Raw genomic sequence first — 22197 nt, 5'->3', positions numbered from 1 at the left:
CAAACGTGGGCATCGCATGAAAGTACCAACCAGCGTCCACAATGCTAATGGGAGCGTTAATCCATGAAGAAACTACTTTTGCATTCGATCGCCCTGATCGCGCTGAGCGTGTCCAGTGGTGCCGCCTGGGCCGACATTGTGATCGGCGTTGCCGGCCCGATAACTGGTCCGAACGCCGCCTTTGGCGCACAGTTCCAGAAGGGCGCCGAACAGGCGGCCGCGGACATCAACGCAGCCGGCGGTCTCCTCGGCCAGCAGATCAGGATCGAGGTCGGGGACGATGTCTCCGATCCGAAACAGGGTATCTCGGTGGCCAACAAGTTCGTCGGCGACGGGGTCAAGTTCGTGGTCGGCCACTTCAACTCGGGCGTCTCGATCCCGGCATCGGAAGTCTATGCCGAAAACGGTGTCCTCGAGATCAGCCCCGCGTCCACCAACCCGCAGTTCACAGAGCGCGGCCTGTGGAACACGTTCCGCACCTGCGGACGCGACGACCAGCAGGGAAAGGTGGCCGGCGGCTACATTGCTGCGAACTTCAAAGATGCCAAAATTGCCATCGTCCACGACAAGACCCCATACGGGCAAGGACTTGTCGACGTAACGAAAGGCGTGTTGAACGCCGACGGTATCAAGGAAGTGCTGTATGAAGGTATCAATATCGGCGACAAGGACTTCTCGGCGCTGATCGCAAAGATGAAGGAGGCCGGAGTTACGTTGATCTACTTCGGCGGTCTGCACACCGAGGCCGGCCTGATCATGCGCCAATCAGCCGATCAGGGTCTGAAGGCAACGCTTTTCTCGGGCGATGGCATGGTATCGAACGAACTCGCCGCGATCGCCGGTGACGCCGTAATCGGCACACTCAACACTTTCGGCCCGGACCCGCGCAAGAATCCGGCCGCCAAGGGTATCGTCGAGAAATTCCGCGCTGCCGGCTTCGAGCCGGAGGCCTATACACTATACTCCTACGCCGCCGTCCAGGTTATCGCCGCCGCAATCGCAAAAACAGGCTCCGCCGACGACGCGCACAAGGTGGCCGACGCCCTCAAGGCGAACGGTCCGTTCAGCACCGCCATCGGCGACTTTGGTTACGACGCGAAGGGCGACCCGACGCGCCCGGACTACGTCATTTACGAATGGAAGAAAGGTGCGGACGGAAAACCCACTTATTTCGAAAAATAAGGACTGAAGATCCATTTTCATTTTCAAAGATGCCCGGTGTCAAGGCCGGGCATCTTGTGGGATCGAACTCGAAGAATCCCTGGCAAGCATCCATTCCGCCGGCCAGAACAGCCTCTACTTCCTCGCGGCGATTGCCACCAAGGTCCGGGGGATTTCGCTCACCAGCCAGGCCGCGAGGTCGCCTGACATCCGAGAACTTCCTTATGGGCGGGCTCCTCGCCGCGTTTATTCGACCGACGTGACGGTCAGCGCGACCGCTTGCCTGTCCGGGGACGGTACTGGACGATGGCAAGGATGACCTTGGTGAGCTCGTCCGCGACTTCCGCGATCGAAAGGCGCCCTTCCTTGCGGTACCAGACGTAAGCCCAACTCACCATGCCCCCGATGCCCAGCGCGGCTATATGCGGGTCCGACATGGTGAATTCTCCGATATCGACGCCTTGGCGCAGCAAGTTGGTCAGCTTGCGATCGAATTCGCGACGCATGTCGTTGATGCGGTCGAAATCCTCCGGAAGCAGGTTCTTTTCCTCGCGGGAGAATATCGCGATATAGGTCTGGGCCTTGAGCACAGCGGTGACGAAGCCTTTGCTCAGCATCTCCAGCTTCTGTCCCGGCGAGGCATCGGTCGACAATGCCTGATCCAGCGCCTCCAGGGATGAGGCGATACCGCGCGAACAGATATCCGCGAGAAGGTCGGCCTTGGAATTGAAATGGGCATATATGAACGGCTTTGAGACACCCAAACGTTCCGCAACGGCGTCCAGCGTCGTGTTCTCGTAGCCGTTTTCATAAAAAAGATCGGCCGCCGCCGCGAGTATTCGGGTCCTTTTCAACGCGGCGATCTCGTCGCGTATTCCCATGTTTGTCTGTGGCATAGGACTTAAACTTTCCCGACGGCGGAAGCAGATTTTTCCTTATTCGATTCCTGCTGAACGTCATACACCTGTCTGGTCACATATGCCGCCGGTTGTCAGCCCTGCGTCAGGCGCGCTCGAACCAGAAGTCCAGCATGTCGCCCTTGCGCTGCTCGGCGAATTTCGTCGTGACGCGCGTGCCGACCTTGAGCAGTTCGGCCGCCTTTGCCGCATCGGACAGATTCACGCCCTTGAAGAAGCCGCCTATCGCCGTGTCCGCGCCGTCCAGCATCACATAGCCGAAGGCGTAGGGCGGCGGCGGCAGGTTCTGGAATTCCTCGTAGACAATCGTGAACGTCTCGATGCGGCCGCCGGGGCCTACTTCGACCCAGTCGGTCGTCGGTTCGAGCGTCTGGTCGGAGAAGGCGCGCGGCGGCACCAGGACACGGCCCGTCTTGCCGCAACGCTTGCCGTAGATCTTGGCGTTGTCGCGGACCTGAACGTAAAACCAGCTCGCCGTTTCGCCGAGTGCGTGGGTGTAGGTGATGTTCCAGGCCTCGCGGCGCTTCAGAAGTTCCATTTCTTTCGTCCTTGTATCGAGGAAATTTGAGGTGTCCGGCGAGATCAGGCTTCCACGACCATCGTTCCAAAGAACTGGTGGTCGCCGCCATTGCCGCTCGCGATGCCGATCTTTGCTCCCTTGACCTGGTGCCCGCCGGCCCGGCCGGAAACCTGGAGCGCTATCTCTGCCACCCGGATCATGGCGGTTACCGCGATCGCATTGGTGCAGAGCGTGCCTCCCGACGGGTTGACCGGTATGTCGCCGCCGATCGAGAAGCGTCCTTCGTTCACGCCGGCCACGGCTCCGCCGAGGTCCGCGAGATCAGCCGCTTCGATCGAATGGTATTCGGTGTTGCTGAAAGGCGCGTAGAGCTCGGCGACATCGACCTGCTTTCGCGCGTTGGTGATGCCGGCCATCTTGTAGGCACGCTGGAAGGAATTTCGCAGCGCATAGGCGTCGGCATGGTCGGCGGTAAAGCCGCGGCCCATGCGATCGCCGAGATAGTATGTCTCGGAGCAATGTCCGACGCCGGTGATCCAGACGGCGTCCAGGCGGTTCTCCTTGATGTACTTCTCCGAGGCCAGCACCATCGCGCCGCCGCCGCTGGACTGCGGGCAGCAATCCATCAGCTTGATCGGCCACGATATGCAACGCGACGCCATCACCTCGTCGACCGTCACCTCCTTGCGGAGGTGGGCGTTCGGATTGAGCGAAGCATGCTTCCGGTTCTTGACCACGACCCGCGCCATGTCCTCTTGGGTCATGCTGTATTTGTCGGCGTAGCGGATCCCCGACATCGCAAGCATGGTGATGGTGCCGAGAGGCAGCGGCCGCTCGTAGATCGGATCCCAGATCTTGTTCAGGACGGTTTGCGAATCCCCGCACTCGCCGACCTTGTCGGCCCCGGCCGTCATGACCACGTCGCACGCTCCGGCCGCGATATGATAATAGGCTGCCGCAACGCTCGAAATCCCGGTCGCCCCGCCCGTGTTGATGCGCAGGAAGCGCTTGTTCCTGCCGCCGACGGCGTCCACCCCCAGGCGCTCGGCGTTGCCGATGCCGACCATCGCGTCGGGCGACAGGGAATAGACGATCGCTTCGATGTCATCGAGTTCGAGCGCGGCGCCGGTCAAGGCCTGGTTCACCGCCTCGCGCACGAGGTCCGGGTAGCTTGCATCGTCACGGCGCGCCTTGAAGGCGGATTGGCCGATGCCGATGATTCCAACTCTTGGCGCGCTCATGCCAGTGCTCCGTCCTTGTTCTGCCCGAGCACGAGCACGGTCTGGTACATCATGGCGAAGCCGCTTGCCGCATGTCCGAGTGCCGTCCGGGCGTTGTTGATCTGGTGGCGCCCGGCCTTGCCCTGTATCTGCCGGGCCGCTTCGGCGATGCGGATGAGGCCGGTGCAGAAGACCGGGTTGATGGTTGCGACGCCACCCGAGGGATTGACGGGGAGGTCGCCGCCGCGATCGAAGACGCCTGATGCCACATCGTCCTGCCACTTTGATTTCTCGGAAAGGCCGAGCGCGTCGTAGGCGAGCAACTCCTGATATGGGCTGATGTCGGTCAGTTCCACGACATCCAGGGCCTTGCGCGGATCGGAAAGCCCGGCCTCCGCATAGGCGCGGCGGGCCGCTTCCACGAGTGCGGGCGCCGTGGAGAGGTCACGATCGCCAAGGAAGCCAGGTTCCGTTGCCCAACCCATGCCGCGCACCCAGGCGACGTTATCGAGCTTGTGTCGCGCAACGTAGTCTTCCGAGGCGATCACCATGGCCACGGCGCCGAGGACCGGGCGCGAAACCATGTCCTTTTCGATCGGCCAGCGCCCAGCCTGCGTCGAGGAAGTTTCGGAGCTGCCCGCGACAGCCTCGGGGTAGGCGTGCTTTCCATTGGCGCGATTGCGCGCGGAGAGCCGTTTGGCGAGTTCGGCGGCCTCGGGACGCGATGCCAGAATCGCTGAAGCCTGAAGCGCGGCGCCGGACAACTCGTCCAGGGGGAGCGCCCGATGGAAGTAGGGGTCGGCGCCCAGACGCTGCGCCTCCGACAGGGAGGATGCCTCGACGGGGCTCCAGGAGACGACAAGATGCGTCTCGTACTGGCCGGAGGCGACGCGAAGCACGCCCATCACGAAAGCATGCTCGCTGGCGGAGGGCGTCGACAGGATATCGCGATCAACGCCGCCTACAGATCCGGAAGCGGCCATCACGGAAATCGCGCGACCGTCGAACTGGTCGTTGGAGGCAACGACGATGCCGTCGATCTCGTCGGCGGTCAGGCCGGCATCCCGCATGGCCTCCTGGGAGATGTCGAAGAGAAGCTCTTCGAGCGATTTCCCTTCGTCTGCCACTGGCGCTTTGATCGCACTGCCGATCACTGCGGTTCGTCTGTTCAAGGCCATGGGTTAGGCACCTTTTCGATCATGTCCGGTCATGGGCGGTTGAAGCGCCGGCGGCTGCCGGTCGCGGGTGATCGGTCTGCGAGAGAGGGCTGCGCGGCGAAGGGGGAGTTCCGTCGATCAGGGCGGGAAACAGCGCCTGCAGATCGCCTTCGGCGTTTCGGCGCACAAGACCGCGCTCCACGGTGTGGACGTCGGCCAGGGCCTCGCCAAGGTCGTTGACGATCGACAGGCAGCAATCGACATCCTGAAACCGCGCCTCGATCTCGGCCTTCGACAACGACGAGAAGAACGAAGCGACCGCGTCGCGGAGCGCATGCTGCGGCATGGCCTCGAGCTGTCTCGCGATCCAGTCGGGGCGTCGCGCGGTGTTGCAGAAAGCCTCCCAGAACTTCGGCTCGATCGCTCCAAGGACGACGTATCGTCCGTCACGGGTCGCATAGACCTGATAGTAGGCGGCGCCGCCGTTGAGATAGGTTTCACCCCGGGCAGGGATCGTGCCGTTGGCACCGTAGGCGGCAATCTGAATCAGTTGGAGGGGCATTGCCGTGTCCGCCAGCGCCAGGTCTATCGCGCATCCCTTGCCGGTTCTGACGCGGCCATGCAAAGCGCCGAGGATCGCGATTGCGGCAAACAACGATCCGGCGACATCGGAAACAGGTGGATCGAAGAATATCGGCTTGTCCGTGCCGTTACGGTCGAGCATGCCCTTCAGCGCCAGGTAGTTGGCGTCGTGGCCAGCCTTGGCGGCATAGGCGGAACGCGCTCCGTAGCCGTTGATCGAGCACAGCACGATCCTGGGATTGACGCTCTTCAGGACTTCGTAGCCGACGCCGAGACGCTCGAGGACACCGGGGCGAAACCCCTCGACGACGACATCCGCGGAGCGCGCCAGATCGAGGAACACGGAGCGGTCGGCGTCGTCCTTGAGGTCGAGCCGCTTTACGGTCTTTCCGGCGTTCAAGCTGTTGTAGAAGATCGGTCGGCCGAGCGCGTCGCGCGGGCCGAGCGTGCGCATTTCATCTCCCCTCGGGGGCTCGACCTTCAACACCTCGGCCCCCATGTCGGCGAGAAGCAGCGTAGCCAGAGGGCCTGGAATGTATTGCGAAAGATCGAGGACCCGGACGCCAGCAAGAAAGGTCGCGAGGGCCGACCCCGCCGGCACGGTTGGCGAAGGGTTCCAGCTCACAGGATTGCCACCGGGTTGAGAGGGCTCCCTGTCGCGCCGCGGATCGGCAGCGCGGCGGCGACGAAGAGAAATTCCGAGAGCCCTTCCTCGGCGAGCGGCGCGAGCACCAGCCCCTCGAGCAGGGGTATGCCATAGTCACGGATCAGCCGCTGATGTACCGGAAATACCGTGCCCTCGCTGAAGGGGAGTACTTCCACCGCGAAGTTGTCAGCGCCGACAAGCGCCACGCCGCCTTCGGCGAGCACCAGGGCCGCGTCCAGGTCAAGGCCGGGCTCGTTGTCGAAATTGACCGCCTCGCCGGCCTGTGAACGCTCCTGCCAGCCCGTCCGCAGAAGCACGGCGTCGCCCTGGCGCAGGACCAGCCCGGCGCGTTCGATTGCCGCGGCCAGCATCTGCGGCCCGATCGCGAACCCGTCATGCAGCGGGGCGCCGTTCAACCCAACGAAATCCAGAAGCACGCCTCTGGCGGCAATCGGTCCGAGCCTGTCGACGCCGAGCTTCGCCGCGCCGTTGCTTTTGACCTCGGTCGCCGCAAAGCCGTTGTAGAGCGTATCGTCGTACCAGCAGTGGCAAAGCGCATCGATATGCGTCCCTGCGTGGAGAGGCATGACCACGGTGTCGTCGGCGACCTGGAAGCCACCCGGGCGGCGCCGGCCGGCGGCATAGTCGCCGCCGTCGCGATTCATGAAGTGCATCATGCCGGGCCTGCTTTTCGGCACGGCCATCGTCGGCGAAATCTGCTGCGCCAGGCTCAATGCCTTGCCTTGCCGGACCAACTGCGCGGCGCCGCGCACATCCGCCGCGCCGATCAGGTTGAGCGCGCCGCGTTCGTCGGCGCCGCCCCATTTGCCCCACGCGTTCTTCATGTCGAGGTTGCCTGGAGTTCCTGCGCCAGCAACGTCGTGGCGGCCTTCTTGAGCTCCTTGCGCTGAAGCTTGCCCGTGGCGGTGAGCGGCAACGCTTCGACGACCTCGATCCGGTCCGGAAGCTTGTATTTGGAGAGTTGCACGCGGCAGTGATCGAGAAGTCGCGCCGGGCTCACGGCAGCGCCTTCCTTCGCGACGACATAGGCGACAACCAGTTCGCCCCGCTCCGCGTCCGGCACGCCGACAACGGCAGCCTGCGACACACCCTCGGACGTCTTCATCACGTCTTCGATCTCGGCCGGCGATATGTTGATGCCGGCGCGCTTGATCATGTCGGAATCGCGGCCGACGAAGACGAAGGAACCATCGGCATCGAGGAAGCCCACATCGCCCGTCCGGTAATATCCGTCCTCGGTGAAAATCTCGGCATTGAGGGCAGCGCTGGCACCCGAGTATCCCGGCGAAACATAGCCGGAAACCTCGACGAGGCCGGGCTGGCCGGATGCAAGAAGAGCCCCGGTCTCTGCGTCCCTGAAGCGGAATTTCTGTCCAGGCAGCGGCTCGCCCTGGCAATTCGCGCGTCGCTGCAAAGGCCAGTCGTGACTGGTCACGGCACAGTTGCCGTATGTCTCGGTCGCGCCGTAGACATTGCACAGCCGGCTGACGCCGAGATCCTCGACGGCCGCGAGGAAATCCCGGGGACTGCCGATGGTGAGGCCGGTGCGCAGCGTTCTGGTCCTCGAACGATCGAAGTCGGGGTGCCTCAGCATCGCGTTGGTGATTGCCGGCAGCGTGTATATCGCCGTGCAGCCCGCGCGCTCGATCATGGACAAGGCCGCGCCGGGCTCGAACCTATCCGGCAGCACGAGGCAGGCCCCATGGCTGAACGTGGCGGGAAGCGCGTTGGCGGCGCCGTAGGACCAGAAGAGAGGGGTCGGCAGGAACACCCGGTCGCCTGGCCGCAGCCCCTGCCGTTCACCGATGTTGAAGCCGTTCTCGATTATGCCGAAGTGCTTCAGGCGAACGCCTTTCGGCCGGCTTGTAGAGCCGGATGTGTAGAGCACGACCGCGTCGTCGGAGGGCGCCGGTCCTTCCTCCTCCGGCCACGCTCCCGGATCGCCGATGCCATCCAGATAGCTGTCCATGGTGAGGCCGATGGTCGTGTCGGGCGCGAGAACGACGATCGTCTTCAAGGCGCCAAGCCGGCCGGCGCGGGAAAGCTCGTCCAGATCGGCCTCGAAGTCCCTGTCGAGAAATCTCGGCCTGACAAAAAGTGCGGTAATGGCCGAGTCGCCAATAAGGAATTCGAGTTCAGCCCTGGTCGACCAGGTGCTGAAGGGCACGACGACCGCGCCGGCCATCGAGGCGCCGAAGAATATCTCCAGCCACTCCGGCCCGTTGCCAAGAAGCATGCCGACCCTGCTGGTCCGGCCGGTCCCGTCGCGCCGCAAAGCAGCGGCAATCCTGGTGGCGCGCTCGTGCAGCCGGGCGAAGCTTGCCTGTGCGTGCTCGCCGATCACAGCGAGCGCGTTGGGACGCAAGGTGGCCTGCTCGCGCAGCAGATCGGGCAGGCTTCGCGAGGCCGGCGGCGCTGTTTCCGTAGCCGTGATGTCCTTTCCCACCAACGCGAATTCCCCCACCGAAAACCTGTAAGTGTAAATATCTACTGATGAGTATTAGCAGGTTTCACCCGATATGCAAGTTGACGGAACCGATCCGTCAGGACCCTGCCAAACTCCCGCAAATGGCGCGAGGCGCGGCCTTTTTCGCACCGCGCCCACATCGAACGGCCTCGTGCTGGCACAGGTGGCCCAGCATATTCTGGGGTATGCCACGCTCCTATTGATTTGCGGGACCCGACGACATTCGGGCAGGTGGGACCTTCCGAAATTCGAATTGCAGAGATCGGCAGCGGCCACCAACGTGCGCGCCGATTCCCGGGAGAGAAACGATGACAGAGCAGGTCAGGCGCGGCTTCATCGAAGGCGAGGAGTGCGCGGTCGATGCCGCGGCGGTCGAGAGGGCCGTGGCGCTCGCGGCGGAAGCGCTTGACAAGGTCAGGCGTACCAGCAGCTTCGATCGCGCCGTCGTGCTCGACAAGGTGGCCGTTGCGCTGGCCGCGAAGGCCGCCGAGATCGCCCAGGCGCTCGCTGATGAAAGCGGCTACCTCACCGTCAAGGATATGACGCTCGAGGTGCAGCGCGCGATCGAAGTGTTCACGCTGACGGCCGCCCATGCCCGCGCGGGAATGTCCGAGACGCTCAATGTCGATGCGGTCGAGCGGGCGCGCGGCGCAGTCGCCTATATCAGGCGGGAGCCGATCGGTCCGGTTCTGGGCATCACGGCTTACAACGGTCCGTTGCTGATCGCGGCGCACAAGATCGCGCCGGCGATCGCGGCTGGAGCACCCATCGTGCTCAAGCCGTCGCCGCGTGTGCCGCTGGCCACGATCAGGCTGGCCCGCACCGTGGTCGAGGCGGGTTGGCCGCCCGAGGCTGTCGCGGTCCTCGACGTGGACAATGATGCGACCATGGCGCTGGTGCGCGATCCCCGCCTGCCGGTCGTCAGCTTCACGGGCGGCATGGTGGGCTGGAAGATCAAGGAGGCCGTGCCGCTGAAGCGGGTGCATCTCGAACTTGGCGGCGTCGGCGCGGTGTTCGTCGCTTCCGACGGGAACGTCGCCCTTGCCGCGCAGGAATGCGCCGCGGGCGGCTTCGTCCGTTCGGGACAGTCCTGCATTTCGGTGCAGCGCATCTATGTCGAGCGGCCGCGTTACCAGGAGTTCGTCGACGCCTTCATCGCGCGCGTCACGGAAATGCGGCCCGACAGCCCGGCTGCCATCGGCCCAATGGTCGACGACGCGGCCGCAAAACGGGTCGAGGCCGTGATTATCGACGCCGTGTCGCGCGGCGCGACGCTTGCCTGCGGCGGCAACCGGCAAGGCGCATACATGGAGCCGACCGTGATCACCGGAGCGACCGGCGAGATGACGGTGATGCGCAACGAGATATTCGGCCCCGTGGTGGCGGTCAGCGCCGTCGATTCCGCCGATGAGGCGATAGCGGAGATGAACGCCGTGAGCGGCGCCATCCACCATGGCATCTACACCGCGAATATCGACACAGCCTTCAGGATGTCCGACGAGATCAGGGCCGGCGGCGTGATCATCAACGGCCCGGGAACCTGGCGTGTCGACCATATGCCTTACGGAGGCACGGGAACTTCGGGGTTTGGACGCGAGGGCGTCCGTTTCGCCGTCGAGGAGTACACTGAGCCGAAGGTCATCGTGATCCGGCCGTCGGTGCCTCGACCGCGCTAGTTTCCCAAGGCTCCGATCCGGGCGGACGCGTGACGCGCCGGAGGGTGAGCGGCTCGCAATACCGGTATAGCCAAACGCTCTTTGCAAACATCGCGAAATTGCCTGATGCGCTCGGGCAGGCGGGTCGCATTGGGAGGACGAACCGATGTCACAGGCCGCGGGCCAGTTCGATTTCATCATTGTCGGCGCGGGAACCGCCGGCTGCCTCCTCGCGGACAGGCTTTCGGAGAATCCGGCCAACTCGATCTGCCTGATCGAAGCCGGGCCGCGCGACAACCATCCTTTCATCCACTTGCCGGCCGGCTACATCAAGACGCTGTTCAATCCCGCCTATACCTGGCGTTTCGAGACGGAGCCTTCGGTGGGGAGCGCCGGGCGCCGCATTGCGACGACGCAGGGCAGGACGCTTGGAGGATCGAGCTCGATCAACGGGCTCGTCTACAACCGCGGCCAGGCCGCCGACTACGACGCCTGGGCTCAGATGGGCAATCGCGGCTGGAGCTACGAAGACGTCCTGCCTTTCTTCCGCCGGACGGAGAAGCGGCTTGGCGAGGGAGACGACCGGCTTCGCGGCCGCGACGGCGGCCTCTACGTGACCGACCTGGACTGGCATCATCCGCTCTGCGACGCCTTCGTGAAGGGCGCCATGGAAGCGGGGATACCGTACAACCCGGACTATAACGGAGCCGAACAGGCTGGCGTGGGCTATTACCAGCGCGTGATCCACAAGGGGCAACGCCGCAGTTCGGCAAGGAGCTTCCTGAAGGCAGCCCTCAAGCGGCCAAACCTCAAGCTGATGGCCAACGCGCAAGTCTCTTGTGTGAATTTTGCCGATCGCAAGGCAGTCGGCGTCACGATCCAGCGCCCCGACGGGAGCGAACAGACGCTCGATGCGAACCTCGAGGTCGTCATAGCAGCCGGCGCGGTCAACAGCCCCAGGCTCCTGCAGGTGTCCGGCATCGGGCCGGCTCCGGTCCTGGAGGCGCTCGGCGTCAAGCCGGTCCGTGTGCTCGAAGGGGTAGGTGAAAACCTGCGCGATCACTGGGCTATCCGCGTGGTCGCGCGGGTCCGCGGCGTGAGGACGATCAACCGCATGGTCAATGGCCTGCCACTGGTGGGCCAGGCGATGCGCTGGGCGTTGGGCCGTCCTAACGTCCTGTCGGTCAGCCCCTCCCTCGCGCACGTGTTCTGGAAATCGGATCCGGTCCTCGCGGTGCCGGATCTGCAGATGACATTCACGCCGGCCAGCTACAAGGAAGGCGTCGCAGGCCTGCTTGACAGCTTCGACGGCATGACGTGCGGCGTCTGGCAGCAGCGTCCGGAAAGCACGGGCTTCGTGCGTGCGCGCTCGCGCGACCCGCGCCAGCATCCGGCCATCCAACCGAACTATCTGAGCGACGAGATCGATCAGAGGGCAATCGTATCCGGCGTCAAGCTGGCGCGGCGACTGCTCGAGACAGATCCCCTCAAATCCTATTTCCTGGGCAGGGAGAGCCCTGGTCCCGATATCGTGACCGACGACGAGATCCTCGATTTCGCCCGCAGGAAGGGGTCGACGGTGTTCCATCTGATCGGTACCTGCCGCATGGGGCCCGCGCAGGATCGCCGCGCTGTCGTGGACGACCGATTGCGCGTGCACGGCGTGGAGGGATTGCGCGTCGTCGATTCCTCGATCATGCCGACCATGCCATCGGCCAATACGATGGCCGCGACCTATATGATCGCCGAGAAAGGCGCCGACGCGATGCTGCGCGGCGGCGGTTGAACCATGACACCGCCTCCGCTGAAGAAAACGATCTCGAAGCTCGACCTCCTGAGCCTCAGGCTCTTCCTGACGGTCTGTGAGGAAAAAAGCATCGGCCGCGCGGCCGAGCGGGAAAGCATCACGCCCTCAGCCGTGACGAAGCGGATTCAGGACCTCGAATATCTCTTCGACGTCAAGCTGCTCTACCGCAACACGAAGGGAACAATCCCCACGCCGGTCGGCGAGGCGCTGGCCGAGCATGCGCGCCAGATATTCCAGCTCGTCGAGGGCATCCGAACGGATCTCAGCGAGTTCGCGGAAGGCGCCAAGGGGCATGTCCGGATCAGCGCCGTGCCTTCCGCGCTGGCAGGTTTCCTCGCCGTCGAGCTTAGGGATTTCGCCGCCATGTACCCGCGGATCGATCTCGATATCCGCGAGCATCTGAGTTTCGAGGTGGTTCACGCGGTCAGCACCGGAACGGCGGACATCGGGGTCTATGCGACACCGCCGGAGGTCCCGGGCGACGTCGACACCTACGCCTACAAGCAGGACGAACTCGTCGTGGTCCTGCCGAAGGACCATCCGCTCGCATCGAAGAAGTCGCTGACATTCGCGGAACTGCTGACGACCGACATCGTGGGCGTGAACGAAAGCAGTTCGGTCATGAACCAGCTACGCCGGGCGGCGGCGAACCTCAACCAGCACCTCGTTCTGCGCTATCAGGTCCAGAGCAACGAGATTGCCCGCGAGATGGTGGCGGCGGGGTTCGGCGTCACCGTGCTGCCTCAGGGTTTGGCCACCCATGCCCGCTCCGGGCAGATCGTCACCGTTCCGCTCGCGGAGGCATGGGCAAAGCGCGAGATGCGCATTTGCGTGAGGCGAGGCGCGGTGTTGCCCGCGCAGACCCGGGCCATGCTGCAATTCCTGCTCGGAAAGCGGTTTGGCGAGCTTCCCGGGCAGATCGTGAAATAGGCTGTCGGCTAGAGATATTCCACGCCCATTCAGCCGTGGTTGAGAATGACGGTCTTGGTCGCCGAGAATTCGTGCAGCGCCTCCATGCCCTTCTCACGACCGTGGCCCGACTTCTTGAAACCTCCGAAGGGAAGCTCCACGCCGCCACCCGCGCCGTAGCCGTTGATGTAGACCTGGCCGGCGCGGACCTGCCGCGAAGCACGCATCGCGCGGCCGACATCCCTGCTCCACACGGCTGCCGCGAGGCCGAACGGGGTGTCGTTGGCCAGCGCGATGGCATCGCTCTCATCAGTGAAGGGCAGGAGTGACAGCACCGGCCCGAAGACTTCCTTGCGGGCGATGGTGTTCTGGCGCGGCACGGGTCCGAGCAGCATCGGCCGGACGAAGTAGCCGTCCGGCGAGCTGCCGTCGGCGATCCTGCCTTCGGCGATGACCGGCACGCCTTCGCCGATCGCCGTCGACAGCATCGAGTTCACGCGCTTGTGCTGCTTGGCATTGATGAGCGGCCCAAGATCGCACTCGACGTCATGCGGCCCGGTCGACAGGCCCTGGAAGTGGGCGCCAAAGAGTTCGCTCACCCTGTCGATCGCACTGGCCTGAACCAGGAGGCGGCTGCCGGCCACGCAGGTCTGCCCTGAATTGACGATGATCGAATTGGTGATGATGGGCAGCGCGGCCGCGAAATCGGCATCGTCGAACAGGATGTGCGGCGACTTTCCGCCAAGCTCCAGTGTAACGCCGACATGGTTGGCCGCGGCGGCCTGCTGGACGAGCGTGCCCACCTCGGGCGAGCCGGTGAAGCTGATGAAGTCGATCGCGGGGTGGGCGGAAAGGGCGGCGCCCGCTTCGTGGCCGTAGCCGGTCACGACGTTCAGCGCGCCTTCCGGCAGGCCAGCCTCCATGGCGAGTTCGGCCAGCCTCAGCACCGTCAGGCATGCATCCTCGGCAGGTTTCAGCACGACAGTGTTGCCCATCGCCAGCGCAGGGCTGACGACACGGCCGAACATCTGGGTGGGGGAATTCCAGGGGAGGATGCCGGCGACGACGCCGAGGGGTTCGCGAATGGTGAAGGCCGTGAAGCCGGTCGGCAGCGGGATGACGTCGCCGCCGATCTTGTCGGCCGCGCCGGCATAGAATTCGAAGTAGCGCGCAAGCACCGTGACATCCGAAAACGTCGAGCGGTAGATCTTGCCGACGTCCTTGGCCTCGAGACGGGCCAGGCTCTCGCGCTCGCTGAGGATCAGTTCCGACATGCGCGCCAGGACCCGGCCGCGATCCGTCGCCGAGGTTCGCGGCCATGCTCCGGTGTCGAAGGCGACACGCGCCGCCCGGACCGCGGCGTCGACATCGGCCTGTCCGCTTCTTGCGATAGTGGCGAAGACCTGGCCGTCCGACGGGCAGATCACGTCTATCGTGCGTCCATCCGCCGCCGGCCGCATCTTGCCGCCAATGAAATTCGCGTGGTCTTTGAGGGTCGGCTTCTCGACCTTGGATGCCGCTTGCGCTGACATGGCATTCTCCCGATGCATCAGAAGCGGCCAGTCTAGGCCGTGAACCGCGCCCGGCAAAATACGAAGCGGGTAAGCGGCCATAAGATTTCGCGATCCTAGCCCCAGCCGACGAAACGTGGCCTCTCGATCGGGAAGGTCACGCATCGTGGAGTTTTTGTTGCCGCCTTGCGCTTCCTTCGGTTTCCATCAGCAAGAGCTTGCCTGAACAATGGGAGAATCTGCTTGTCTTTCAAGGACGTGCGTATCGTCGACCTCACCCGTGTGATCTCGGGCCCGTTCTGTACGGCTCTTCTGGCCGATCTCGGAGCCGAAGTGATCAAGGTCGAGCCGAAGGGCCAGGGAGACCCGGTTCGCGAGCAAGGCGTCATGGTCGGTGGCATGAGCAGCTACTTTGCCAATTATAACCGCAACAAGCGTTCGATCGCGCTCGATCTCTATTCTCCCGAAGGCAAGCAGGTACTGGCGGACCTTCTGGCGCAAGCCGATGTTCTGGTCGAGAATTTCCGCCCGGACGTGCTGGGCAAGATGGGTTTCGCGCCGGAGCGGCTGAAGGCGATCAATCCGGCCCTCATCCATTGCAACATCAACGGCTTCGGCATCGACGGTCCGTACGCCGATCGTCCCGCCTTCGACTTCATAGTGCAGGCGATGAGCGGTTTCATGAGCTGCAACGGCAGGGCGGAGGATCCGCCGATGCGCAGTGGAGTGCCGATAGCCGATCTCGTCTGCGGCCTCTACGCGGCGCTCGGGATCGCGGCGGCGCTCCACGGCAGGGACGAGCGCACGGAAAGCAGCACCCTCAGCGTGAGCATGCTGGCAAGCCTCATGAGCATGCTGTCCTTCCACGGGACCAACTTCCTCAACTCAGGCGTGGCCGCGCCGCGCACGGGAAACGACCATGCGCTGGTCGCGCCCTACGGGCTGTTTGCAACCGCCGATGGTGAGATCGCGGTCGCCCCCTCCAACGAGGCCGTCTACCAGAAGCTGGTCAAGGCGCTCGGCCTCGAGAAGCTTCTCACGGATTCGGCGTTTGCCACCAACGAGGCGCGCACCGCCCGCCGGCTGGAAATCAACGCGCTCATCGAGGCGCGTACGCGGGAGGCTTCGACCGAGCATTGGATCGAGGTGCTCAACAAGGCAGGCATCCCCAGTGGCCCAGTGTATGGGCTCGACCGGGCCTTCGACGACCCGCAGGTTCGCAGCCAGGACATCGTCGTCGAAACGACACACCCCGGCGAAGAGCCCATCCTCATTCTCGGCTCGCCGATCCGCCACGGCGGCATGGAACCCGGCCCGAGCCTACCGCCGCCGAGGCTGGGCGAGCACACGGAGGCGTTGTTGCGGGAGGTCGGCTATGACGAGGACCGGATCGGCGCCTTGCGGACCAAGGGCGTCATCTGAGCGGCGGGCTCGGCTCGCTGTTCGGGTTGCCTGCCGCGGCGCTTCGCCTTTGGCGTCAGGCTCTTGTCGGGCTTTCGCGATGCCAGTTCAGGATCCAGCGTCGCACCCTTCCACGTGCCGATTTCGACCAGATCCTTGATGAGGAAACGCAGCACTTCCTCGGCTGCCTGCATGGCCCGACTTCGCGGCGCTCCCTCGGATCGGCACAACGCCAGCGGCCGGGTCAGCTTCGGCTCGACGATAGGGCGGCTGAACAACTCGCCATAGCCGGTGGATTCGGCCAGCGCCGACTGGGGCAGAATAACGCCGGCGAAGCCCGTCGCCGCGATACCGCGCAAGGCCGGGAGCGAATCGACGTCGGCGACGATCTGGAGTTCTATGCCCATGTCCTGACATGCCTGGTCGATCACGGCCCGCATCGCATGCGGCTTGCCAGGCACCGTGACGGGGCGTTTTGCCATTTCGGCGAAGGTGATGGGTTTGTCCTTCGTCTCGGCCTCGGACGATATCCAGAAGAGTTCCTCGACGAGAAGCCTTTCGACCTGCAGGCCCGCCGCCGGCTCGGAGCGGAACTGTATGGCGAGGTCGATCCTGTTGTTGAGCAGCATTTCGATCAGGTGGCCGGAGAGCGCTTCCACCACGCGGAGCTGAATGCCCGGAAAATTACCGCGCATGCGCTGTATGTAGGGGAGCGCGACCATGGTTGCGGTCGAGGTCGGCAACCCCACGGAAACCTGGCCGACGAACTGCTCGGCGAATTCCGACATCAGAACGTCGGACTTGGCCTGCTCGACATGAGCCAGAATGATCTGTGCCTGGCGGTAGAGTCGCAATCCCGCATCTGTGGGCTGGACGCCGCGGGCGCTGCGCACCAGAAGCGGCCTCTCCAGCTCGCTCTCCAGGTTGGCTATCTGCTGGCTGAGAGCCGGCTGGGCGACATTGAGCTGGCCGCTGGCCTTGGAGAAGCTGCCGAAATCAATGATGGATATGAGATAGCGAAGCTGCCTTAGTTCCATTCCAGTTCCTCGCGAACCCCGGTTGCGGCGGAGTCCGCTTCCATAGGATATAAGGCTTACGTATAGCCATAGCGATGTTCAATATTTCATGCGCGTCCAAGCGTGTGGTTTTCCATCCTTCCATGCAGTCGATGCGATTGGGAGTTCGCCGATCGCGGGAGGAGCGTCATGCAGCCAGACTTCGTCGTTATAGGTGCCGGCTCGGCCGGGTGCGTGGTCGCGGCACGACTCGCGGAAGCCGGTCACAAGGTGTGCCTTCTCGAAGCCGGCGGCCGGGACACCCATCCGCTCATCCACATTCCCGCCGGCGTAGGTCACATGCTCTACAACTCGACCTACAACTGGATGTACGCCTCCGAGCCGGAGGAGGGGACATACGGCCGGCAGATCCATACGCCGCGCGGCAAGGTTCTGGGAGGCAGCAGCTCGATCAACGGCATGCTCTATGTCCGCGGCAACCCGGCCGACTATGACGGCTGGGCGCAGCTCGGCTGCCGTGGCTGGAGCTACGACGACGTTCTGCCGCTTTTCCGCCGCGCCGAGACCTATGCCGGCGCCGGCGATCCGCATTATCGCGGCAAGTCGGGTCCGCTGAAGGTGGAAGACTACCGGACGATACTTCCCCTGACCCATCTGTTCATCAAGGCCGCGCAGGAAGCGGGGTTCGCCTACACACGCGACCTCAACGGCGCGCAGCAGGAGGGCGTCGGCTATGCCCAGATGACGCGGCGCGGCCGCCTGCGCGGGTCGACGTACCGGACGTATCTCCGGGTTCCGGCCGCTCGGCGCAATGTCGAGGTGATCCCGAATGCCACCGCCACCGCTCTGATCTTCGAAGGCAACCGGTGTGTCGGGGTGCGATATGTCCAGGGTGGGCAATCGAAGGAGGTCAGGGCAGGGCGCGAGGTCGTGTTGTCGGCCGGAGCGATCGGATCTCCCCAGCTGCTGCAGCTCGCCGGCATCGGCGACCCGCAGCACCTGTCGTCCGTGGGGGTACAGACGCGGGTCGCCTTGCGGGGCGTGGGACGAAACCTGTCCGATCATCTCACCGTGCGGCTCGTCAGTCGCCTGCGCGACCTGACCACGATCAACGAGCTTGCAAGAGGATGGCGACTCGCCCGCGAGGTGTTGAAATTCGGCTTTGCCGGCAACGGAGCCCTGACGTTCGGCGTCACGAGCGCGATGGTGTTCGGCCGGAGCAGGGAAGGCCTGGAGAGCCCGGACCTGCAGCTTCTCTTCACGCCGGCGAGCTACGTGTTCGGCAAGGCGCTGGTTCTCGAAAACGAACCGGGCATGACAGTCGCCGTTTGTCCGACACGTCCAGGCAGCCGCGGCAGCGTGCTGATAGACAGCGCCGACCCGAGCGCGCGGCCGAAGATCCGCTATGGCTATGTCACCGATCGGGATGATCTCCGGGTCATGTCGGCTGGACTGGCCCATGCCAGGCGTATCTTCGGGGCGCCGGCCTTCTCGCCCTATGTGGTGAAGGAGACACGCCCGGGCAACGCGGTGAGCGACGACGCGCAGGTTGAGGAGTTCGTACGCCGCGAAGGTTCATCGCTCTTCCACCCGGTCGGCACCTGCAAGATGGGCCTGGACGAGCTGGCGGTGGTCGATCCGCGCCTGAAGGTCCGCGGCATCGAAGGGCTGAGGGTGGCGGACGCTTCCATCATGCCCTACCTGACGACCGGCAACACCAACGCGCCGACGATCATGATCGGCGAGAAGGCGGCCGACCTGATCATCGAGGATACCCACAAGGCCGCCTGACCGGATTGGCGCGCCGCCGCCGGGCCTTCGTCCGGTCAGCCGACGGCTCGGCGCACCGACTCGATGGGGTGAAGCCGCGTGCGAGGGCCAGCGCGCATCAACTGGCCGGGCAATGGCCTGCCGAGGCAGCGTTCCATCTCTTTCGCGACCCTGATCATCGCTTCGAGATCGATGCCGGTTTCGATGCCGAGTTCCGAGAGCAGATAGACCAGATCCTCGGTGCAGATGTTGCCCGTCGCGCCCGCGGCAAAAGGGCAGCCGCCAAGTCCGGCGGCGGCGGATTCGTACCGGTCTATGCCAAGCCGCAGGCCGGTCAGAACATTCACCAGGCCCATGCCTCGGGTGTTGTGGAAATGCAGCGTGAGGCGGACATCCGGATGATCCGTCAGAAGTCGGCCACAGACGGCTTCGACATGGCGTGGCGATGCCATGCCCGTCGTATCGCCAAGCGTCAGGGAATCGATCCCGAGCGCAATCAATCGCGCCGCGATCGCGCTGACGGTCGAGGTCGGAACGTCGCCCTCGAACGGGCAGCCGAACGCCACCGCGATGGCGGCGCGCAGCACGATCCCGCTTTGCCGGGCAATTTCGGCCACGGGCTCCACGGCCGCTATCGCCTTGTCGACGGTCATGTTCAGATTGGTGCTGCTGTGGCTTTCCGATGCCGAGATGAAAACCACCATTTCGTCCACGCCGGCCTCGACTGCCCGCATCGCACCCTTCGCGTTGGGCACCAGCGCGGCGATCGTCGGACCGATATCCCGGACGGCGGCGACGACCTCCGACGCGTCGGCGAGTTGCGGCACGGCGCGAGGCGAGACGAATGAGGTGGCCTCGATGCGCTGCAGGCCGGCTGCCGTGAAGCCCTTGATGAACTCGATCTTGCGATCCGTGGGAACAAAGGTCTTTTCGGACTGGAGCCCGTCGCGCGTTCCAACCTCGGTGATTTGAACCTTCGACGGGTGCATGGCGCCTTCAACCTTTCCTCGATCCAGCGACCGCATTGTGCGTGTCCGGCCGGGGGCTTGTCCATTCTGCGCCGTTCTCGTTTGAGAAGCATGCAATTCGCGAAAGCTTTTTCCAATAGCCCAGTCGGCAGATGCTATTTCCGCGCCTCCGCGCCCTGCCGTACACCCGCCTCAGCACTTAGGGAGGAAGTTGGTGGCTGAGGCATACGCTCGCGACAGGAAATGTCCGCTGGACGGTGTCCGGGTGCTGGATCTCTCCCGCCTCGTCGCGGGCAACATGCTGACCCATGTGCTGGCCGATCTGGGTGCCGATGTCGTCAAGGTGGAGCCGCCGGAAGGCGATTCCCTGCGCGCCTGGAAGCTCAACGGCATACCGGTGCAGTGGAAGGTCTATGGCCGCAACAAGCGCAGCATCGTCATCGACCTGAAGAAGGATGACGACCGCGACATATTCCGGCGGCTGGTCGCTAGTTCCCAAGTCCTGGTCGAGAACTTCCGGCCCGGTGTCCTCGACAGGCTAGGCTTCAGCCTGGAGGAGTTGCTCGAGCTTCAGCCGAAGCTCGTGGTGGCGCGCATCAGCGGCTGGGGCAAGACAGGCCCCTACAAGGACAAACCCGGCTTCGGCACGCTTGTCGAGGCTGCGTCCGGCTTCGCCTACAAGAACGGGTTTCCCGACCGCGAGCCGCTGCTGCCCAATCTTGGGCTCGCCGATTCCATCGCCGGCCTCTACGGGGCTTCCGCCGTGCTCGTGGCCCTCAGGGAGGCCGAACTCGGTGTGGGCAAGGGGCAAGAGATCGACCTCTCGCTGCTCGAGCCCATCATCTCGATCCTCGGCGCGGACCAGGCCGTCTACAAGGCGACCGGCGCGGTGCCGACGCGCACAGGTAACAGGACCGCTCTGTCGGCGCCGCGAAACATCTACCGCACCCGGGACGAAGGTTACGTCGCGCTCTCGGCCTCCACCCCGGAGATGGCGTTTCGCCTGTTCCGCTCGATCGGCCATCCGGAGCTGTGCTCGGATCCACGTTTCGTCACCAACGAGAAGCGCGTCGAGAACGTCGAGGAGCTGGATGCGATAATCGGCGCTTTCATCGCGCAGCGCACGCTTGTCGAGAACCTTTCGCACTTCGACAAGGCCGAGGTCACGGTCGGGCCGATCTACGACGCCGCGAGTCTCATGGAGGACCCGCATGTGCGGGCGAGGGGCACCTTCGTCGAGATGGAAGATGACGACATGGGCACGCTGCCGATGCATGCGGTTGTTGGGCGCCTGAGCGTCACGCCGGGCGCGATCCGGCGACCGGCGCCCGTGCTCGACGAACATAGGGCGGAGCTTTTGAGCGAACTCTATTCGGAGCGTGTATTGACCATGTAGTTGCCGCATGGTTGGCCCCTCGGGGCCTGTGGAGGGACTGGTACTATGCAAACGGCAATCAACGAGAAGGCCGGCGCTCGGCGCTCGGCATTTTTCTCGCAGGAGCGGATCGTTCTCGCGATCGCCGCGCTAATGTTCGTTGTCTTCGGCGTGACCCTTCCCGGCTTCCTCAATGCCGGGAATCTGCTGTCGCTGGTCCAGAGCGTTTCGATCCTGGGAATCCTCGCCATCGGCATGGCGCTCACCATCATCGGACGCGGCATCGATCTGGCCATCATCTCGACGATGGCCATGTCGGTGGCCTGGGTGATCTTCATGCTGGGTGGCGGCACGCCGGTCTGGCAGGCGGTCCTGCTCGGCTACATCTTCGTGGTCTGCATCGGCCTGGTCATCGGTTTCCTGGTGGCCTACGCGGAGATTCCCGCCATATTCGCCACGCTCGCCATGACCACGGCGATCTATGGCTTCACCCGTGTCGCCTTCGTCGATGTCGACCTCCTTTTCATTCCGGAAAGCGCGTCCTGGACCCGAGAATTCGGCGCGGGCTACCTGTTCGGCATTCCGATCCCGGTGATTGCCTTTGCGGCCGTCGCGCTGCTGGCGCATCTTTTCCTGCGCCACACCAAGCCCGGCGTGTTCATCCGGGCCATGGGCGACAACCCTCTGAAGGCGCGCATCGCGGGCATGCCGACCCGGCCGATGATGCTGCTGCAATATGTGATTTCGGCGTCAATCGCCTTCTTTGCGGGGCTGGTCCTGGCGACGCTCGTCGGCACCATGAATACCCGCGTCGTCAATTCGACCATGGTCTACGATGTCATCCTCGTCGTCGTGCTTGGCGGCATCGTGCTGAGCGGCGGCCGCGGCGGGATCTTCAACGTCATCGTGGGCACGCTGCTGATCGGCATCTTTCTCAACGGGATGACGATCATGAACGTGTCCTATTCGATCCAGAACCTCATCAAGGGAGTGATCCTCCTGGTCGCCATCATCATCGACACGGTTCTGAACCCGCGTGACGAACAGACGTCGCAACAAGGCGATATCTGACGCTACTGACCAAATGGAGGAGA

Annotated in this window: 18 protein-coding genes; 8 read left to right on the top strand and 10 right to left on the bottom strand. The window is 64.1% G+C overall.

What is annotated here, in order from left to right; genetic code table 11:
• The first annotated feature begins 63 nt into the window (after positions 1 to 63).
• A complete protein-coding gene (locus AC07UC_RS30540) occupies positions 64 to 1182 on the top strand; it encodes a branched-chain amino acid ABC transporter substrate-binding protein (RefSeq protein ID WP_494908445.1) in 1119 nt (372 codons plus the stop codon).
• Between the two features lie 245 nt (positions 1183 to 1427).
• On the opposite strand, the gene AC07UC_RS30535 is transcribed toward AC07UC_RS30540, so the two are convergent.
• The 7 genes from AC07UC_RS30535 to AC07UC_RS30505 all read right to left on the bottom strand — a co-directional run bounded on the left by AC07UC_RS30535 (position 1428) and on the right by AC07UC_RS30505 (position 8670).
• Positions 1428 to 2057: a TetR/AcrR family transcriptional regulator gene (locus tag AC07UC_RS30535; protein ID WP_140774981.1), complete on the bottom strand. Its 630-nt coding sequence runs from the start codon at positions 2055 to 2057 to the stop codon at positions 1428 to 1430.
• Between the two features lie 106 nt (positions 2058 to 2163).
• The gene (locus AC07UC_RS30530) at positions 2164 to 2616 is read right to left on the bottom strand and encodes a Zn-ribbon domain-containing OB-fold protein (protein WP_140774982.1); all 453 of its coding nucleotides are present in this window, start codon (positions 2614 to 2616) and stop codon (positions 2164 to 2166) included.
• Positions 2617 to 2660: 44 nt separating this feature from the next.
• A complete protein-coding gene (locus AC07UC_RS30525; protein WP_494908444.1) occupies positions 2661 to 3839 on the bottom strand; it encodes a thiolase family protein in 1179 nt (392 codons plus the stop codon).
• A complete protein-coding gene (locus AC07UC_RS30520) occupies positions 3836 to 4945 on the bottom strand; it encodes a thiolase C-terminal domain-containing protein (RefSeq protein WP_494908443.1) in 1110 nt (369 codons plus the stop codon). Before AC07UC_RS30520 ends, AC07UC_RS30525 begins: the two co-directional genes overlap by 4 nt.
• A gap of 70 nt (positions 4946 to 5015) precedes the next feature.
• On the bottom strand, positions 5016 to 6158 hold the full coding sequence (locus tag AC07UC_RS30515) for a CaiB/BaiF CoA transferase family protein (protein ID WP_494909010.1): 1143 nt from the start codon (positions 6156 to 6158) through the stop codon (positions 5016 to 5018).
• 20 nt (positions 6159 to 6178) lie between these two features.
• Complete coding sequence (locus AC07UC_RS30510; RefSeq protein ID WP_494908442.1) at positions 6179 to 7048, bottom strand: cyclase family protein; 870 nt, start codon at positions 7046 to 7048, stop codon at positions 6179 to 6181.
• On the bottom strand, positions 7045 to 8670 hold the full coding sequence (locus AC07UC_RS30505) for a class I adenylate-forming enzyme family protein (protein WP_494908441.1): 1626 nt from the start codon (positions 8668 to 8670) through the stop codon (positions 7045 to 7047). Before AC07UC_RS30505 ends, AC07UC_RS30510 begins: the two co-directional genes overlap by 4 nt.
• 329 nt (positions 8671 to 8999) lie before the next feature.
• On the opposite strand from AC07UC_RS30505, the gene AC07UC_RS30500 reads away from it, so the two are divergent.
• The 3 genes from AC07UC_RS30500 (at position 9000) to AC07UC_RS30490 (ending at position 13083) form a co-directional block, all read left to right on the top strand.
• Positions 9000 to 10367 (top strand): aldehyde dehydrogenase family protein, encoded by a 1368-nt coding sequence (locus tag AC07UC_RS30500; protein ID WP_494908440.1) that lies wholly within the window; start codon positions 9000 to 9002, stop codon positions 10365 to 10367.
• 145 nt (positions 10368 to 10512) lie between these two features.
• The gene (locus AC07UC_RS30495) at positions 10513 to 12132 is read left to right on the top strand and encodes a GMC family oxidoreductase (RefSeq protein WP_494908439.1); all 1620 of its coding nucleotides are present in this window, start codon (positions 10513 to 10515) and stop codon (positions 12130 to 12132) included.
• 3 nt (positions 12133 to 12135) lie between these two features.
• Entirely contained in the window at positions 12136 to 13083 is a 948-nt protein-coding gene (locus tag AC07UC_RS30490; protein ID WP_494908438.1) for a LysR family transcriptional regulator, read from the top strand.
• Between the two features lie 29 nt (positions 13084 to 13112).
• Here AC07UC_RS30490 and AC07UC_RS30485 read toward each other — a convergent pair whose 3' ends face one another.
• Positions 13113 to 14594, bottom strand: coding sequence for an aldehyde dehydrogenase family protein (locus AC07UC_RS30485; protein WP_494908437.1), 1482 nt, complete (start codon positions 14592 to 14594; stop codon positions 13113 to 13115).
• A gap of 222 nt (positions 14595 to 14816) precedes the next feature.
• On the opposite strand from AC07UC_RS30485, the gene AC07UC_RS30480 reads away from it, so the two are divergent.
• Entirely contained in the window at positions 14817 to 15995 is a 1179-nt protein-coding gene (locus AC07UC_RS30480; protein ID WP_494908436.1) for a CaiB/BaiF CoA transferase family protein, read from the top strand.
• On the opposite strand, the gene AC07UC_RS30475 is transcribed toward AC07UC_RS30480, so the two are convergent.
• Positions 15947 to 17011, bottom strand: a complete 1065-nt coding sequence (locus tag AC07UC_RS30475) for a LysR substrate-binding domain-containing protein (protein ID WP_494908435.1) — start codon at positions 17009 to 17011, stop codon at positions 15947 to 15949. The genes AC07UC_RS30480 and AC07UC_RS30475 overlap by 49 nt on opposite strands.
• A 168-nt stretch (positions 17012 to 17179) precedes the next feature.
• Between AC07UC_RS30475 and AC07UC_RS30470 the strand changes: the two genes are divergently transcribed.
• On the top strand, positions 17180 to 18781 hold the full coding sequence (locus tag AC07UC_RS30470) for a GMC family oxidoreductase (RefSeq protein WP_494908434.1): 1602 nt from the start codon (positions 17180 to 17182) through the stop codon (positions 18779 to 18781).
• A gap of 35 nt (positions 18782 to 18816) precedes the next feature.
• Here AC07UC_RS30470 and AC07UC_RS30465 read toward each other — a convergent pair whose 3' ends face one another.
• A complete protein-coding gene (locus AC07UC_RS30465) occupies positions 18817 to 19785 on the bottom strand; it encodes a hydroxymethylglutaryl-CoA lyase (protein ID WP_494908433.1) in 969 nt (322 codons plus the stop codon).
• A 157-nt stretch (positions 19786 to 19942) separates the two neighbouring features.
• Between AC07UC_RS30465 and AC07UC_RS30460 the strand changes: the two genes are divergently transcribed.
• Entirely contained in the window at positions 19943 to 21124 is a 1182-nt protein-coding gene (locus AC07UC_RS30460; RefSeq protein ID WP_244735228.1) for a CaiB/BaiF CoA transferase family protein, read from the top strand.
• A gap of 45 nt (positions 21125 to 21169) precedes the next feature.
• Positions 21170 to 22174: an ABC transporter permease gene (locus AC07UC_RS30455; RefSeq protein ID WP_202323787.1), complete on the top strand. Its 1005-nt coding sequence runs from the start codon at positions 21170 to 21172 to the stop codon at positions 22172 to 22174.
• Positions 22175 to 22197 lie beyond the last annotated feature (23 nt).

Source organism: Mesorhizobium sp. GW821-FHT04C10 (assembly GCF_059420305.1).
The sequence above is the reverse complement of the archived record's forward strand: the minus strand, read 5'-3'. Positions and strand labels throughout refer to the sequence as shown.